Source organism: Schinkia acidoalkalinis (assembly GCF_054301215.1).
Genome location: NZ_CP182573.1, coordinates 1,554,306 through 1,570,110, shown reverse-complemented (window position 1 = coordinate 1,570,110; position 15,805 = coordinate 1,554,306). Strand labels below are relative to the sequence as shown.

Genomic DNA, 15,805 nt, shown 5'->3' with positions numbered 1-15,805 from the left:
ATCATAATGTAAACCAAGATGGAATTGAAAAAGGAGTTAGTAGAATGAAAAGGAAATCTAAATATTTTAAAGCTTCAGCTGCCCTTTTAAGTTCGATGCTTTTGGTTGCCTGCAGCAACAATCCAGATTCATCTGGAACAAGCGAGAGTGCCAAAGCCGAGAGTAGCGTTATAAATGTCAGGAATCTTATCGACAAAAAGGTTAAATACGACAACGATGATGATTATCATGATTGGGAAAGTGAGAATCCGATTAGTATTAAATTAAGTGGGAGCGATGCAAGCTTTGATGCAACAGCCCCTGTTATTTTTAAGAATAATATTGTTACGATAAAGGCGGGCGGCACTTATGTTATTAGCGGTGAATTGAAAGATGGTCAGATAGTGGTAGATGCTGAGGATAAAAGTACAGTTCGGCTCGTATTAAATGGTGTGAAAATTGCTTGCGGCAACAGCTCAGCCATTTATGTAAGAAAAGCTGAAAAAACGACAATTTCCCTACCGAAGGGAACGAAAAATTATCTTACCGATGGAAAACAATATGTTTTTAAGGATTCATCCGAAGATGAGCCGAATGCAGCCCTGTTTAGTAAAGATGATCTTGCTATCAATGGTGCAGGAACATTAATTGTCCAAGGTAATTATAATAATGGTATTGCCAGCAAGGATGATTTAAAAATTACCGGAGGAACTATTCAAATAAAAGCAGTTGATGATGGGATAATGGGCCGCGATTTACTTGCTGTGAAGGAAGGTATTATTACGATTGATGCCGGTGGTGATGGATTAAAGTCTTCCAATGATGAAGATGCCTCCAAAGGAATCATTGCCCTTGAAGATGGTATTTTTACCATAGCATCAGGTAAGGATGGAATACAGGCTGAGTCATCATTATGGATTGCAGATGGATCTTACAACATTACTAGTGGCGGTGGAAGTCCGGAAATGATTAAGAATGTTGAGGAGGGAATGCCGCCTGGACCTGGGGAGGTTCAAGCTGAAACCACAAGCACCGAGGATACTAATATAGAAAGCACCAAAGGTTTAAAAGCATCCAAGGAAATTGTCGTAGGGGGCGGTACTTTTACTATCGATTCCTCCGACGACACCGTGCATAGTAATGATAGCATCAACATAGCGGGAGGAAACTTCACAATAGCAACGGGTGATGATGGCGTTCGTGCTGACACATCGCTTGTGATAAGCGGCGGAAAAATCAACATTGTTAAAAGCTATGAAGGTGTAGAGAGCCAACTCATCACGTTAAACGACGGTGAAATCCACGTAGTCGCCAGTGATGATGGAATAAATATTGGCGGGGGTAACGATGGTTCAGGATTAGGGGTGCCGCCACAAGCAGCTCCAGATAGTAAATCAAATGCCAACACCAATGACGTGGAAAAAATGCTAACAATCAATGGTGGCTATGTCACTGTCAATGCGAATGGTGATGGACTTGACGCAAATGGGTCCATCTCGATGACCGGTGGAACAGTGATTGTGAACGGACCGACGTCGAATGGGAATGGACCGCTTGATTATGATGGCAGCTTTGAAATGAGCGGTGGTTTGTTAATTGCGGTTGGAAGCTCAGGAATGGCTCAGGCAGCTTCTGAAGATTCATCACAAAACTCTATATTAATGACCTATCCAGAAACGCAGAAAGCTGGGACGATGATTCATTTAGAGGGTAGCGATGGAAAATCAATTGTGACGTATGCACCGATAAAAGACTATCAATCTGTATTTATAAGTTCACCTAAACTAGCAAAAGGTTCTTCCTATACTCTATTTACAGGAGGAACAGCCAATGGCAAAGAAATCGATGGCCTCTACTCTGATGAAACCTTTCAAGGTGGAACAAAAATTGTCGATTTTACGATTTCAGACTCAGTAACATGGTTAAATGAATCTGGAGTAACAACAGCCAGAAGTCATGGTCCTGGTGGTAATCCGGGAGATATGTTTAAGAATTTGGACGAAGCAACAAGAGAAAAGGTAAAAACCATTATGGAACAAGAAAGAGCCGGTACAATTACAAGGGAAGAGGCTCAAAAGAAGATGGCAGAACTTGGTGTAGAGATGCCAAATAAAGGCCCAAGACAATGATAGACAAAGGGATCGGACTTTACATCCTATCCCAAAAATGAAAAATGTTTGAATCTTCAAAAAACATGTTGAGAAAATTATAATAATTTAATATAATTTGTCTAATACCTTCTTCTTTATCATCTATGGGTTTATTTCCAAATTGCACATTATTACGTAACAGCAACACTGTAAAAGATATTGATGCAAAACTTTAGGGACAAATTTGTACGTTAAGCAAGCCGGTTATCGAATATTACTCCTGGATCAAAAATTTTAAGGAGGAATGATAGGTTGGATGTTTGTGTAAAATGTTCTTCGGAAGTTATTGGTTATAAAAAGTATGATAGTGAAGTAATAAAATCCCATAGATGAGAAAATGGAGGAGTGTAATATGACTAAAAAGAAACTAAATAAATTAGTGATTAGAACGATCAAGTCACACATGAAAGAACAAGAACAAAAACAATTACAATGGCAAAAATCTGTAATGCGAGAGGAAAACATAAGTTTCAAATAATTGCATTTGGAAAAACTGACATACACGATTTTAAAGAAGAAGGTAAAGCAGCTTACCCAAGGGATGATCACTTTTGGGTAAGCTGATTCATTATTTTGAAAAATAATAATATTTTTTAAAATAAACTGTTGACTAATAGTAAAAATCTGTATTATAATCCAAGTAATCTTAGTAATTTCATATGATTTATTTCTTATCAAGAGTGGTGGAGGGAACAGGCCCAAAGAAGCCCGGCAACCAGCAAGCGATGCTTGTAAGGTGCTAAATCCTGCAGACGATTTATGTCTGAAAGATAAGGTTGAATGATGCTTACATGCCCTTCATCCTTATTGGATGAAGGGTTTTTACTTTAATACTAATTTAATTAAATATAGCAATCATCTCTTATCAAGAGCGACGGAGGGAACAGGCCCAAAGAAGTCCGGCAACCCGCAAGCAAAGCTTGCAAGGTGCTAAATCCTGCAGACAAATATGTCTGAAAGATAAGAGGAGGGCACCGGCCCCTCTTCTTATGAAGAGGGGTTTTTCAATTTTTAAGAAGAGATTTTACTTTTAAACAAAGTATTCATATCTATTTAATAAGAAAGAGGGAATAAGAGAAATGAAAAAATGGATTGGGATTTTGATTAGTGCACTATTATTAATAGGAGTTGTTGGCTGTTCAAGTTCATCGGGTGCAACGGGAAAGAAAGGCTCTGGTGAATCAAATAAACCGAAAAAAATTGTTTTAGATTATGCCTACTATTCACCAACAAGCCTGGTACTTAAAGAGTTTGGATGGGCTGAAGAAGCTTTTGCTAAAGATGATATCAAAGTTGAGTTTGTTTTAAGTCAGGGAAGTAATAAAGCACTTGAGTTTTTAAACAGTGGAAGCGTAGATTTCGGCTCAACAGCTGGTGCAGCAGCATTAATGGCAAAAGCCAAAGGTGCTCCAATTGAATCTGTTTATATTTATTCAAAGCCAGAATGGACAGCACTTGTTACAGGAAAAGATTCGTCTATTAAATCAGTAGCAGATTTAAAAGGGAAAAAAGTAGCTGCTACTGTTGGAACGGATCCGTATATTTTCTTACTGCGGGCATTGGATGAGGTTGGCCTATCTGCGAAAGACATTGAACTGGTTAATTTACAGCATAGTGATGGTGCTTCTGCATTAACCACGAATCAAGTGGATGCATGGGCAGGGCTAGACCCGCACATGGCAAGAGTAGAGGTTGAAACAAATGCAAATCTGTTTTATAGAAATGTAGATTTCAACACATATGGAACGTTAAACGTTCGCAGTGAGTTTGCTGAAAAATATCCGGAACAAGTGAAAAAGGTTATTGAAGTTTATGAGAAAGCTAGAAAATGGGCGATTGAACACCCAAAGGAATTAGCTGAGATTCTTGAAAAAAATGCACAAATTTCACCAGAAGTAGCAAAGAAGCAGTTAGAGCGCAACAATTTCTCTGACCCTGTCCCTGGTGAAAAACAAATCGAAGCATTAAATGCTGCCGGTGTAATTTTACAAAAGAGCGAGATTATTGATAAAGGTACAGATGTACAAAAACTTGTAAATGAGCTTATTAATCCAGCATTTGCGAAAGAGGTAATTAAGTAAAGGGTACTTTAACAATGCCCTTTTGAAAGGGGAGTTTATGGGATGGAGAGAAATGGTGTTTCCGCTGTTCAGAATATTGCAATTAAAAAGAAAAATGTGTTCAAACTTTCTGGAAAAGTACAGGTAATTATTTGGGGAAGTATCCTTCCGATTATTTTAATTGCAGCTTGGGAGTATTTAAGTAAAAGTGGTGTCTTTCCAAAGCATCTCTTACCAGCTCCTACTATCATTATTCAAAAAATTATTGAAATGGCACAAGATGGAACGCTATGGGGCCATTTAGGGATTACCTTATACCGAATCCTTTTTGGATTTTTAATTGGCGTAGGTTTTGCTGTTGTATTAGGGGCGTTTGTTGGTTATTTAAAAAAAGCGGAGCTTTTGCTTGACCCAATTTTTCAAGCCTTTCGTTCGATTCCATCATTGGCATGGGTTCCACTGTTTATTTTATGGATGGGAATAGGCGAACCGTCAAAGATTACATTAATTGCTGTAGGTGTGTTTTTCCCAGTTTATTTAAATATTGTGTCCGGTATCCAAGGGGTTGATCGCAAAATTATCGAGGTTGGACGAATTTATAATTTTACAACCTTTCAGTTAGTTAAAAGAATCATTTTACCGGCATCATTGCCATCCTTTTTAGTAGGGATCCGCAGTGGCCTCGGTTTAGGTTGGATGTTTGTAGTGGCGGCAGAGCTAATGGGAGCAAGTAAAGGGATTGGTTACTTGTTAGTTTATGGTCAAAATACGTATTCACCGGAGCTGATCATTGCCAGTATTGTCTTATTTGCCATTATGGGAAAGACAACCGATTCTCTTTTAAAAGGACTCGAAGGTAAGGCACTACATTGGCAAGATTCCTTTGCAAAGAATTGAGGGTGAAAAAATGTTAGCGATTGAAAATGTAACGAGAACGTTTGAAAATGGGGCAGGTTTTAAAAATATTCATTTAACTGTTAATAAAGGAGAAATTATTGGCATTCTAGGAACGAGCGGTTGTGGCAAAAGCACATTGCTTCGCGTATTGTCGGGCCTTGATCAAGGTTATAAAGGGACTATCAAAATAAACAATGAGGCTATCAATTCTGTGCACGAAAAAATTGGCATGGTCTTTCAGGAGCCACGTCTAATGCCATGGCTGACCGTCATTGAAAACGTAGGATTTGGTTTAAAGGATCCTTCGGAAAGAAAGAAAAAGTCGCAACAATTTATCGAGTTTGTAGGCTTATCCGGATTTGAGAATCAATATCCAAAGGATTTGTCGGGAGGAATGGCCCAACGCGTGGCAATTGCAAGAGCGCTTGTCTCCGCACCGGAAATACTTCTTTTAGATGAACCCTTCAGCGCTTTGGATGCATTTACAAAGATGAAGCTGCAAGATTTACTGCTTTCGATTTGGAATGAATATAAATCAACGTTTATTTTAGTAACCCATGACATTGATGAGGCGTTATATCTTTGTGATCGGATATTAATTTTAAGAGGACAGCCCGGCATCGTGCATGAGGAATTAAAAATTGATGTGCCGAGACCTAGGGCGCGTGGAGATATAAAGCTTGCACAATTAAAGGATGAAGTTTTACATCTATTAGACCTATCAAAACATGAGTAAAGGAGTTTTTACATTGACTACAGCAGAATTAAAATATCTAAATCCAGTAGAGGGAGACTATAATCTTTCTAATTATAAAAAAGCAAGAGAAGAATTTTCATGGGAGGAAGTAAAGAAGCAATTCTCCTGGTATGAAACAAATCATGTGAACATGGCATATGAGTGCATTGATCGCCATGTAGCAGATGGCTTTGGTGACAAGACAGCTATTCATTATGTCAATGGAGATGAAGAAGTTACTTATACATTTAAAGAAATTAAGGAGAAAACAGATCACCTCGCAACAGTTTTGAGAAAACATGGAATTAAAAAAGGCGATATTGTCTTTGTCTTTTTACCTAAACATCCTGATTGTCTTATTTCGACGCTGGCCGTTATTAAATTAGGTGCAATTGTCGGGCCGCTATTTGAGGCATTTATGGAGGATGCTATAAAAGATAGAGTGGCAGATTGTGAGGGAAGATTTCTTATCACAAATCTTGAATTAGGGATACGTGTTCCAAGAGCTGAACTGCCTACTCTAGAAAAGATTTTTTATACGGAAGATGTGGATCAATGCTTGAATGGTGAAATTTCGTTAGTAGAGGAGCTAAAGAATACAGAAAAAGATGACAATGTACTAGAATGGGTTGACTTAGAACATGGTTTAAACATTCATTATACAAGTGGATCAACTGGTAAACCAAAGGGAATCGTCCATGCCCATCGAGCCATGATCCATCAATATTTAACAGGAAAATGGGTCCTTGATATAAAAGAGGATGATGTCTATTGGTGTACGGCCCATCCGGGCTGGGTGACTGGAACAGTTTACGGTATTTTTGCACCATGGTTAAATAGGGCAACGATCGTTATTAATGGAGGACGCTTTGATGCCCATTCCTGGTATGGGACAATTGAAAGAACAAAGACAACGGTTTGGTATAGCGCGCCAACTGCCTTTAGAATGTTAATGGCAGAAGGAAATGATCTTGTGCGTGAATATGACCTCTCTTCGCTTCGTCATTTGCTAAGTGTTGGTGAGCCGCTTAATCCCGAGGTTATCTATTGGGGTGAGGAAGTTTTAGGGAAACGAATCCATGATACTTGGTGGATGACAGAAACGGGCGCCCAATTAATTGTGAATTTCCCATCAGAGGTCATTAAGCCGGGGTCAATGGGTAGGGCGTTTCCTGGAATTGATATAGCTGTACTCGATGAGGATGGCGGGATTCTTGCGCCTGGCGAAGTTGGCCACTTGGCGGTGAAAGCTCCTTGGCCAGGAATCATGAAGGAAGTATGGAAAAATAAAGAGAAATACGATTCCTATTTTAGATTTGACGACTGGTACATATCAGGTGATCTAGCAACGATTGATGAGGACGGCTACATCTTTTTCCAAGGCCGTAGTGATGACATGATTAATTCATCCGGGGAAAGAATAGGGCCGTTCGAGGTTGAAAGTAAGCTGATTGAACATCCCGCAGTTGCTGAAGCCGGTGTCATCGGTAAGCCCGATCCACTGCGTGGAGAAATTGTAAAAGCATTTATTGTATTAAGAAAAGGCTATGAAGCCAGCTCCCATTTAATAGAAGAAATTCGTCTGTTTGTAAGGAAAAAGCTTGCTGCCCACTCGGCTCCCCGTGAAATTGAAATATTAGATGAATTACCAAAAACAAAAATCAGCGGAAAAATCTTAAGAAGAGAGCTGAAACGCTTGGAGCTGCAAAGGCTAGGGGAATAGAAGAAAGGTACAGAATTTGGAGGAAAATAGATGAAAAAATTATGGATCATACTTAGTTTAATTTTGCTTGTTGGAAGCATCCTTGGTGGTTGTGGCAGTAAAGAAACAGCTACTCAAAAAAATTCAGGAAAAGAACATGTTAAAGAAAAAGTTGTTTTAAAAGTTGGATTAAATGGTTCAGGCGTTCCTATTTGGGAAAAGGTGAAAGAAAAGGCAGCGAAGGAAGGAATAGAGCTAGAACTGATCGAATTCAGTGATTATGTTCGTCCAAATCTAGCATTGGCAGATGGTGATATCGACTTAAATGCCTTCCAAACAGTGTCATATTTTAATGCTTTTATTAAAGAGCATAATTTAGACTTAGTGCCAATTGCTACTACATTAATGGCTCCTATGGGAATTTACTCTGACAAATATAAAGATGTAAGTGAAATTCCAGAAGGAGGTAAAATTGCGATTCCGCAGGAAGAAACGAACATGAATCGTGCTTTATTAGTTTTAGAAAAAGCCGGATTAATTGGCTTTCCGGATAACTTCGAGGGATTTAGAACCATCGAAGATGTGACAGTAAATCCAAAAAAACTTGTGTTAGAGCCGATTGCTGAACCACAAACACCACGGGTATTACCAGACGTAGCTGCATCAGTGATTAACAATGGTTTTGCCGTAGAAGCTGGGTTCATTCCAGTTGAAGATGCCATTTTTCTTGAAGATGAAACAGCGACAGATTATATTAATATTATAGCGGTACGTGCTGCTGACAAGGATAAAGAAGTCTACAAGAAACTTGTTGAAATCTATCAACAAGATGACATTGCAACCCATATTAAAGAAGTTTTTAAGAATTCACTTATTCCAGTGTTTGAACCGCTTGAGAAAATAGGTTGGTAGAAGAGAAAAAAACTAAATTTACAGCCGAAATAACATACCAAATCGCATTGTATTTGGTATGTTATTTTTATTGTAAAATAGTATGTCAATCATTAATGGGGATAAATCCAAATTAATCTAAATTTTTAATTTTAAAGCTATTTACCCGGTTGATTGCTTCTTGATAATCCATATTTACATTAGTAATAAAGTCTACTAATCGGTCGTTTTCAGACAGCTTTTTAAAATCTTGAAAAATAAGGGGTTTCTCATGTTTTAAAATTGTTCCTAATTCAATAGTTGGGATTGGAGTATTAGACTTAACTCTAACTAATTTTCTAAAAAAAGATAAGAATTCGAAGGTGTTTGCACTATTATCAGTCCGTTGCGATAACAATTTCTCAAATTGCTTTATCTGTTTTATTATTTCATCCAAACAAAACATCTCCTTTATTAAAGATAAAAAAATGTCTACCCAAAAAGAGAGTAGACATATTACTACTTCTTCGGCGGCTCGGCTACCGTAGCATTTATTCTGCTTTAGGCCCGTGGCTTTGCGTCCCTATCTTTAGATAGGTTTGCTATTATCGGAATGATTATATATTTATAAATTTTGATATTCAGAAATATTGTATCATTTTTACCGAAATATTCTACTGGTAATAATTTCATTTGTAGTTGTTAGAATTTTTATAGAAATTCATTTAAATTTCATTTTAATTAAGTATTATATGTAAATAAAAAACTAACCTAAAGGTGAAATTTAAAAAGTAAAGGAAAAAGGCTCAGCCGGCCAATAAGTTAAAAGAAGGGCCAGGGATAACTATAATGATTTTAAGCATCAAAAATAAAAAACAACCACGTTTTAATTTGACAAGTTTTGAAGAAAAGCTTAGCTACATTCCTGTGGAAATTGACCGTAATTTACCAAAAGAAATCCGGTTCCAGTTGGAAATGATTCAACTAAAAGAAAGAGATTTACAAATATTAAAGTTGATGCAACCAACTATTAAAGAAAATATTGATAAAATGACGACAGGTTTCTATGATCGTGTTATGGAGGTACCTCATTTAACAGATATTATAAATAGTTATAGTAGTGTTAATAGATTAAAACAAACACTTCAATCACACCTTATAGAAATGTTTGATGGTCAAATCAATGATGTATTTGTTTCAAAAAGGGAAAGGATTGCTCATGTTCATGTAAGAATCGGTTTAGAGCCCAAATGGTATATGGCAGCTTTTAATGTTTTATTTGAAATATCTCAAAATATCATTCATGAGCATTTCAATCATCCAGAAGAGCGTGTCATGGCAACCAATGCAGTTAATAAGATACTAAATTTTGAGCAGCAGCTTGTTTTAACAGCATATGAAGACAGAGAGAAGCAATTACGTGAAGAAGTAGACAGGAATGCCAAAATTGAATTGGCAGCAAATGTAGGTAAGAGTGCAGTACGTTTAGCTGCAACAGCTGAGGAAACACATGCAAGCACTTCAGAAATGTCCAATCAGTCAAAAATTATTAAAGATGCATCAAATACAGGTAAAAAACTGTCAAATGAAGTGCAGAGAAAATCTCAAGATGGATCAGAGAGTATGAAAAATTTAAGGGCACAAATCCAAGAGATTAAACAAGGTGTATGCGGCATAGTTGAAAATGCTAAGACATTGGATAATAACGCTAAAGAAGTAAACGGAATAGTAAATATTATTTTAGATATTGCAGATCAAACTAATTTACTAGCATTAAATGCGGCTATTGAAGCAGCACGTGCAGGGGAGGCTGGGAAAGGGTTTTCAGTTGTAGCTGATGAGGTTAGGAAGCTCGCAGATCAAACTAAAAGTTCTTCATCCAAAGTATCTGAAATAAGTGGAAAAACAAATCATCAGATTAGGACTATTGAAGCATCCATACAAAACATAGATAAAATTGTCCAAAAATGTGTGAAAACAACTGAGTTGGTAAGTGAATCATTAGAACAGATATTGAAAGAAGCCAGAGAAAGTAACAAGCAAAATAGCCTTATTGAATCTGAAATTTTAGGATTAGTAGACATGTTATCTAATGTTTCTGCGGCAAGTGAGGAAGTTGCGAGTACGGCCACATTATTATCTGAAACCATTTCTGACTACACTGGCATCAATAATAGGTGACTAGGTTAAGGGAGCGTTAACTTCTTTGGTTTTCGCTCTCTATTTTGAATACCTTCAATATTCTGCTATAAGTTATTCTACCATCTAGTCCTCTTGACAACCTCCAAATGATGGGTATTAAATAGGACTATAATACCAAAATAAGTTATTTTATACACATCACGTGCTATAAATTTTGAAAAAGGTCGTGTTTTCTATGCCCTACATAAGGATAAAAAAAGCAGATGGATTATCCCCTCTATTATTTACAGGTATTTCAGAATCCTCTCTAGAAAGAATTCATAGCTATAAAGAATGGTTACTCCCTTTAGTGGATTCAATCGTAGACGAGCTTTACCTAAAAATCTATGAACTTGATTATTTAAAAAAAATAATTGATAAGTATACTACTTTGGATAGATTAAAAGTGACACAACGAGAGTATTTAAAACAAGTCTTTTCACCTATCATTGATGATGAATATATTCAAAATCGCTATAAAATTGGTGAAACTCATTCTAGAGTCGGGTTAGAGTTGAATTGGTTTATTGCTACAACTCAACAATATTCTCTAATTGTATCAAGCTACCTTAATCGGTTTCTCCCTCCAGAAGAGGCACTAACATTAACCAGCTGTATTAATTCTGTTATTAATTTTGATATGCAAATTATTGTTGTTTCCTATAATAAAGTAGAAATTAAAAAAGCCGAATTCCCTTTAAGATATGAATTTAGGCATCTACAATCTAAATCAGGATTCAACAAATCTGATATCGAAATATTGAAGAAGTACAGTGGTCTTTTTACCTTCCGCCTGCATGAGGTTCTGTCTAATTTAATGGAAAAATTGCTACAGAAATCTGCATTACTACAAAGAAATGATTCAGATATAAAGTTACTAATGCCATATTTGGAACGATTCTTTTTACAATTTTTTCAAGAAAAGGTTTATGAAGATGAAGCAGTTTTTTATCGAATTATTCGTGATTGGGTTGGAGTCATGGTTAATAGAAATATATCCGATCAAAAAGTAACTGCTATTATAGATACATTAAATGAAGTTATGCGCGATACGTTCTTATTAAATGGGGATAAACTAGAAAGTGATTATTATGTCTTCATAGCATCTTTTGAACGGCTTTCCCGATTTACATTGGCTATAATATGTGAACTTTTGATTCCGTATCGTTCTTTAAAAGATTATCAATTCCTCCAAACTTATTCATATGAAATCGATAAAATAGATTTCGGTAAAATAACTTGGGTTGACGAAAATACGGTACAATTATTAAAATCTAGAGGGTTGGGAAATCAAGAGATTGTAGAGAAAAGGTGTTTTGAGTTATTTTATGATCGTATTTTCCCATGTAGAGGGTGCCCGGTCCGAAATAACAGCTTTGAGGCATTTTTGACCTCTTATGAAAAGGATGCGGTTAGGACCTATTTTAAAACATGGCAGTTACCTCAGTCTAAAGTGGGTGGACTTAGTCATAGTCTACTTGTTAGTCAGGATGTAACAGAGGAATCCCTTATTATCTTTAACATGGTTGAACGATTGCTAGAGTTAGCGGAATTACGAGATGATATGACAGGGACACATGTCGAACGAATCGGGATGTTATCCGGTAAATTAGCTCAGCTAGCAGGACTTGATGAAAAGTTTATTAGTCATATCCAATTAGCTGCAAAATTCCATGATGTAGGAAAAGTAGGTATTCCTGACGCTATCTTAAATAAACCGGGCAAATTAACTCCTGAGGAATGGGAGTCTATGAAAACTCATCCTACAATTGGTTACCAAATTTTGTCAAAGCTAGAATTACCTGTTATTGAAATGGCAGCACGAATTGCAGCAACTCACCACGAAAAATGGAATGGGGAGGGTTACCCGCTTCAATTAAAAGGTGAAGAGATACCAATAGAAGGAAGAATCGTAGCTATTGTAGATGTATTTGATGCTCTATTGTCTAAAAGAGCCTACAAAGATCCTATTCCACATGAAAAAGTAAAGGGAATTATGATAGAGGGACGCGGAAACCACTTTGACCCCAATCTATTAGACCTATTTCTTTCAATGTGGGAAAATTTCATTGAGTTCCATCAAAGAATGGAGGAAGGTACCCCTTTTTTAAATAGCCCCAAAACACTATAAAAATTTTTATATAGAGCGTGAAAAAAGGCACAGGTAGAAAGCGGATGGCTACTTGTGTCTTTTTTGTTCCTAGTATAGACTCATTCTAGCTACGGAGATTATTATGTGGATTTTTTAAAAGACTGGATCTTATTAAGTAACTTATCAAGCTTCTGACTTAATGCAATTGTAGTTGGATGTGTTAATCCTTTTTCCATACCACATTTTATTAGTTTTACTTTTAATTTATTTATATCAAATTCAATATTATTTAGCTCATTTTTATCAATAATCACAGTACTTAATCTCCCATATTTTTTATAAACAGGATAAATATACCATAACTATTGTTTAGGTAACATGATTTTTGTCACGATTTTGTTAATTTTAATAGGGAGTTGGAACTATGAACGTCTACATGAGACAAATACAATTAAGTTGCTATTCATATTTTCACTAATTCTAAGGAGTTACTCACATGTTAAATGCTATTTAATGGTCTAGTATATGGTACAGCTCCTGTAGCTTTCTGATTTCATAGGTCGGTTCAATATCCGTATCATTGGGATCCGCCTTTGGATTATACCAGCATGAATCAAGCCCAGCCAGTACGCCGCCTTTAATGTCGGAACCTAGTGAATCCCCGACAATCAGGCTTTTTTTCGCAGTGAAATTAGGAATTCGGGCAAAAACATAATCGAAAAATTCCTTCCTTGGCTTTTGATAGCCGGCATCCTCTGAAACAAAAATACCTTTAAATAGGGGATACAGACCTGAAGCGCGCAATCGTTTATCCTGAGTTTTAGAAACCCCATTTGTGACAATATATAAGTCATAGTCCTTATGAAGATTATTCACTAATTCAAAGGCTCCGTGAATGAGTTGATGCCCTTCCTGCAAGTAATGCCGGTATTTCTTTTCCATTAAGATTCCGTCAACAGCGTGTCCTAAATTATCAAAAAGAGTAGAAAATCGGGAGTTGAACAGCTCATCACGATTTATTTTTCCAGCTTCATAAGACTTCCATAAATCTTTGTTCAATTTTTTATAATAAGCTTCAACTTCAGTTGTTAAAGGTATGTTTTGGTCTTTGAAAAGCAAGCGCAATGCTGAACTTTCTGCAGCATCAAAATCTAAAAGTGTATCATCAGCATCAAAAAATAAGGTATTATACTTCTTCAAGATGATCTCTCCCTGTATATATGTTGATTCTGTTATCGTTTTGTCTGAAGGTATCTTAAAATTAGCACGTAAGTGTCAGAATGTCTATTTCCCTAGCTTTCAAATGGGAAAAGGAAAGCCTATAATTAAGATGAAAAAGTGGTACAAAACCTATTTCTATCTAAAGGAGAACAATGATGCCAGGAACTAAAAGAGAAAATATAAAACAAGGAACATGAGTGAGAGTTGTTCAAAAACAGGATCAGCGTTCAGGAAAACTTACAGAGGGTGTGGTTTTGAGAATACTTACAAACTCACCAATACACACTCGTGGTATTAAGGTTATGCTTGAAAACGGTGTAGTTGGTAGAGTGAAGGAAATATTGAATTAAAATGAGGTATCTAAATGAATAATAGTAGCTTTAAGGACTATAACGTAAGTGAAGAAATTGTAAAAGCCCTTACTAGTTTGAATTATAAAAAACCTACAGAAGTCCAAGAGCAAGTTATACCGATTGCGTTAATGAAGCGGGATTTGGTTGTAAAGTCACAAACTGGCAGTGGAAAAACAGCAGCGTTTGGAATTCCCATTTGTGAAATGGTAGAGTGGGAGGAAAATAAGCCACAAGCATTAATCCTCACCCCGACACGAGAGCTTGCAGCCCAAGTGAAAGAGGATATAACGAACATTGGTAGATTTAAACGAATAAAGGCTGTTTCCATCTTTGGAAAGCAATCGTATGCAAAGCAAAAATTAGAGCTAAAACAAAAATCCCACGTCGTAGTTGGTACCCCTGGGCGGGTGTTAGATCATCTTGAAAAAGGTACACTTGTTGTTGAAAGATTAAAATTCCTTATTATCGACGAAGCGGACGAGATGCTTACTATGGGGTTTATCGATCAGGTTGAAGCCATTATTAATAAGCTTCCTGTAGACCGTATTACTTGTGTTTTTTCAGCTACATTACCAGATGACGTCGAAAAACTCTGCCATAAATATATGAAAAATCCGGTTGAAGTAAAAGTAGAAGGAACGGGGATAACGACAGAAAAAATAGACCATTTTCTTTTGAAAGTACGGGGAAACGATAAGATTTCTCTACTAAAGGATATTTTAACTATTGAAAACCCTGATAGTTGCATTATTTTTTGCCGAACGCAGGAAGGGGTCAATCTTTTATATCAGAGGTTGGATGATATGAACTATCCATGTGATATGATTCATGGAGGCATGTATCAAGAGGACAGGTTTGCGGTTATGAATGATTTTAAAAAGGGAACTTTCCGATACTTGGTTGCAACAGATGTAGCAGCAAGAGGAATTGATATAGAAAATGTTACTCTTATTGTGAATTATGATATGCCGTTGGAAAAAGAAAGCTATGTACATCGCATTGGCAGAACAGGGCGTGCTGGTAAAGCTGGGAAAGCCATCACATTTACGATGGATCATGAAGAAAAGTATGTAACTGAAATTGAAAATTATGTAGGCTTTGAAATTCCTATCATTGATCCGCCTTCAAAAGAGGAGGTCAGAAAAGAAAAATCTGCTTTTGAAGAAAAAATAAAGGCAAGACCAACTCCTAAAAAAGATAAAAGTGCGCAATTGAATCAAGATATTATGAAGTTATATTTTAATGGTGGAAAGAAAAAGAAGATTAGAGCTGTAGACTTTGTGGGTACAATTGCAAAAATCGAAGGTTTATCTACAGAGGATATTGGAATCATAACAATCCAAGAAAATGAATCATTTGTTGAAATTTTAAATGGTAAAGGACCAATTGTCTTGCAGGCTATGAAAAAAACAACTGTTAAAGGTAAGCAATTAAAGGTCCATAAGGCCATTGAAAAATAAGCCAAGGTGGTGGCCCTTTTCGGAGGGGCCCCGTTTTATCCCCACGAAATGGAGCCCGAGCGTAATTTGGTGATGATAAAGGTAAGGTGGTTTATCATCACGAA

Annotated in this window: 14 protein-coding genes and 3 riboswitches; of the genes, 11 read left to right on the top strand and 3 right to left on the bottom strand. The window is 36.6% G+C overall.

The genetic code is table 11. The features are described from left to right. Nucleotides 1–44: 44 nt before the first annotated feature. The 7 genes from ACNQFZ_RS08195 to ACNQFZ_RS08165 all read left to right on the top strand — a co-directional run bounded on the left by ACNQFZ_RS08195 (nt 45) and on the right by ACNQFZ_RS08165 (nt 8,436). Nucleotides 45–2,108 (top strand): carbohydrate-binding domain-containing protein, encoded by a 2,064-nt coding sequence (locus ACNQFZ_RS08195; RefSeq protein WP_458414788.1) that lies wholly within the window; start codon nt 45–47, stop codon nt 2,106–2,108. A 373-nt stretch (nt 2,109–2,481) separates the two neighbouring features. After that, nucleotides 2,482–2,607 (top strand): hypothetical protein, encoded by a 126-nt coding sequence (locus tag ACNQFZ_RS08190; protein WP_458414787.1) that lies wholly within the window; start codon nt 2,482–2,484, stop codon nt 2,605–2,607. A gap of 190 nt (nt 2,608–2,797) precedes the next feature. Continuing rightward, nucleotides 2,798–2,906: riboswitch (SAM riboswitch) on the top strand. Between the two features lie 82 nt (nt 2,907–2,988). After that, nucleotides 2,989–3,096, top strand: a riboswitch (SAM riboswitch). Between the two features lie 112 nt (nt 3,097–3,208). Then, the gene (locus tag ACNQFZ_RS08185) at nt 3,209–4,210 is read left to right on the top strand and encodes an aliphatic sulfonate ABC transporter substrate-binding protein (RefSeq protein ID WP_458414786.1); all 1,002 of its coding nucleotides are present in this window, start codon (nt 3,209–3,211) and stop codon (nt 4,208–4,210) included. Between the two features lie 42 nt (nt 4,211–4,252). Continuing rightward, the gene (locus tag ACNQFZ_RS08180; RefSeq protein ID WP_458414785.1) at nt 4,253–5,086 is read left to right on the top strand and encodes an ABC transporter permease; all 834 of its coding nucleotides are present in this window, start codon (nt 4,253–4,255) and stop codon (nt 5,084–5,086) included. A gap of 10 nt (nt 5,087–5,096) precedes the next feature. Continuing rightward, nucleotides 5,097–5,822, top strand: coding sequence for an ABC transporter ATP-binding protein (locus ACNQFZ_RS08175; RefSeq protein ID WP_458414784.1), 726 nt, complete (start codon nt 5,097–5,099; stop codon nt 5,820–5,822). Further along, nucleotides 5,815–7,545 carry an acetate--CoA ligase gene (gene acsA, locus ACNQFZ_RS08170; protein ID WP_458414783.1) on the top strand — a complete coding sequence of 577 codons (1,731 nt, stop codon included), beginning with the start codon at nt 5,815–5,817 and terminating at the stop codon, nt 7,543–7,545. The genes ACNQFZ_RS08175 and acsA overlap by 8 nt, the downstream gene beginning before the upstream one ends. A 30-nt stretch (nt 7,546–7,575) precedes the next feature. Beyond that, nucleotides 7,576–8,436 (top strand): MetQ/NlpA family ABC transporter substrate-binding protein, encoded by an 861-nt coding sequence (locus ACNQFZ_RS08165; RefSeq protein ID WP_458414782.1) that lies wholly within the window; start codon nt 7,576–7,578, stop codon nt 8,434–8,436. 112 nt (nt 8,437–8,548) lie between these two features. Here ACNQFZ_RS08165 and ACNQFZ_RS08160 read toward each other — a convergent pair whose 3' ends face one another. After that, nucleotides 8,549–8,851, bottom strand: coding sequence for a hypothetical protein (locus ACNQFZ_RS08160; RefSeq protein ID WP_458414781.1), 303 nt, complete (start codon nt 8,849–8,851; stop codon nt 8,549–8,551). Between the two features lie 69 nt (nt 8,852–8,920). Beyond that, a riboswitch (cyclic di-GMP riboswitch) is annotated at nt 8,921–9,008 on the bottom strand. A gap of 235 nt (nt 9,009–9,243) precedes the next feature. Here ACNQFZ_RS08160 and ACNQFZ_RS08155 point away from each other — a divergent pair. Both ACNQFZ_RS08155 and ACNQFZ_RS08150 read left to right on the top strand, forming a co-directional pair. Next, entirely contained in the window at nt 9,244–10,575 is a 1,332-nt protein-coding gene (locus ACNQFZ_RS08155) for a protoglobin domain-containing protein (RefSeq protein ID WP_458414780.1), read from the top strand. A gap of 196 nt (nt 10,576–10,771) precedes the next feature. Beyond that, the gene (locus tag ACNQFZ_RS08150) at nt 10,772–12,706 is read left to right on the top strand and encodes an HD domain-containing phosphohydrolase (RefSeq protein ID WP_458414779.1); all 1,935 of its coding nucleotides are present in this window, start codon (nt 10,772–10,774) and stop codon (nt 12,704–12,706) included. Between the two features lie 101 nt (nt 12,707–12,807). On the opposite strand, the gene ACNQFZ_RS08145 is transcribed toward ACNQFZ_RS08150, so the two are convergent. Further along, nucleotides 12,808–12,981 carry an aspartyl-phosphate phosphatase Spo0E family protein gene (locus ACNQFZ_RS08145; RefSeq protein WP_458414778.1) on the bottom strand — a complete coding sequence of 58 codons (174 nt, stop codon included), beginning with the start codon at nt 12,979–12,981 and terminating at the stop codon, nt 12,808–12,810. Nucleotides 12,982–13,177: 196 nt separating this feature from the next. After that, on the bottom strand, nt 13,178–13,867 hold the full coding sequence (locus ACNQFZ_RS08140) for a YjjG family noncanonical pyrimidine nucleotidase (protein ID WP_458414777.1): 690 nt from the start codon (nt 13,865–13,867) through the stop codon (nt 13,178–13,180). A gap of 218 nt (nt 13,868–14,085) precedes the next feature. Here ACNQFZ_RS08140 and ACNQFZ_RS08135 point away from each other — a divergent pair, with 218 nt between their 5' ends. After that, on the top strand, nt 14,086–14,238 hold the full coding sequence (locus ACNQFZ_RS08135; RefSeq protein ID WP_458414776.1) for a YwbE family protein: 153 nt from the start codon (nt 14,086–14,088) through the stop codon (nt 14,236–14,238). A 14-nt stretch (nt 14,239–14,252) separates the two neighbouring features. After that, nucleotides 14,253–15,701: a DEAD/DEAH box helicase gene (locus tag ACNQFZ_RS08130; protein WP_458414775.1), complete on the top strand. Its 1,449-nt coding sequence runs from the start codon at nt 14,253–14,255 to the stop codon at nt 15,699–15,701. The last annotated feature ends 104 nt before the right edge of the window (nt 15,702–15,805 follow it).

Coding starts and splice junctions, on each gene's coding strand:
- ACNQFZ_RS08195 (WP_458414788.1), top strand. CDS start 45: ATGAAAAGGAAATCTAAATATTTTAAAGCTTCAGCTGCCCTTTTAAGT.
- ACNQFZ_RS08190 (WP_458414787.1), top strand. CDS start 2,482: ATGACTAAAAAGAAACTAAATAAATTAGTGATTAGAACGATCAAGTCA.
- ACNQFZ_RS08185 (WP_458414786.1), top strand. CDS start 3,209: ATGAAAAAATGGATTGGGATTTTGATTAGTGCACTATTATTAATAGGA.
- ACNQFZ_RS08180 (WP_458414785.1), top strand. CDS start 4,253: ATGGAGAGAAATGGTGTTTCCGCTGTTCAGAATATTGCAATTAAAAAG.
- ACNQFZ_RS08175 (WP_458414784.1), top strand. CDS start 5,097: ATGTTAGCGATTGAAAATGTAACGAGAACGTTTGAAAATGGGGCAGGT.
- acsA (WP_458414783.1), top strand. CDS start 5,815: ATGAGTAAAGGAGTTTTTACATTGACTACAGCAGAATTAAAATATCTA.
- ACNQFZ_RS08165 (WP_458414782.1), top strand. CDS start 7,576: ATGAAAAAATTATGGATCATACTTAGTTTAATTTTGCTTGTTGGAAGC.
- ACNQFZ_RS08155 (WP_458414780.1), top strand. CDS start 9,244: ATGATTTTAAGCATCAAAAATAAAAAACAACCACGTTTTAATTTGACA.
- ACNQFZ_RS08150 (WP_458414779.1), top strand. CDS start 10,772: ATGCCCTACATAAGGATAAAAAAAGCAGATGGATTATCCCCTCTATTA.
- ACNQFZ_RS08130 (WP_458414775.1), top strand. CDS start 14,253: ATGAATAATAGTAGCTTTAAGGACTATAACGTAAGTGAAGAAATTGTA.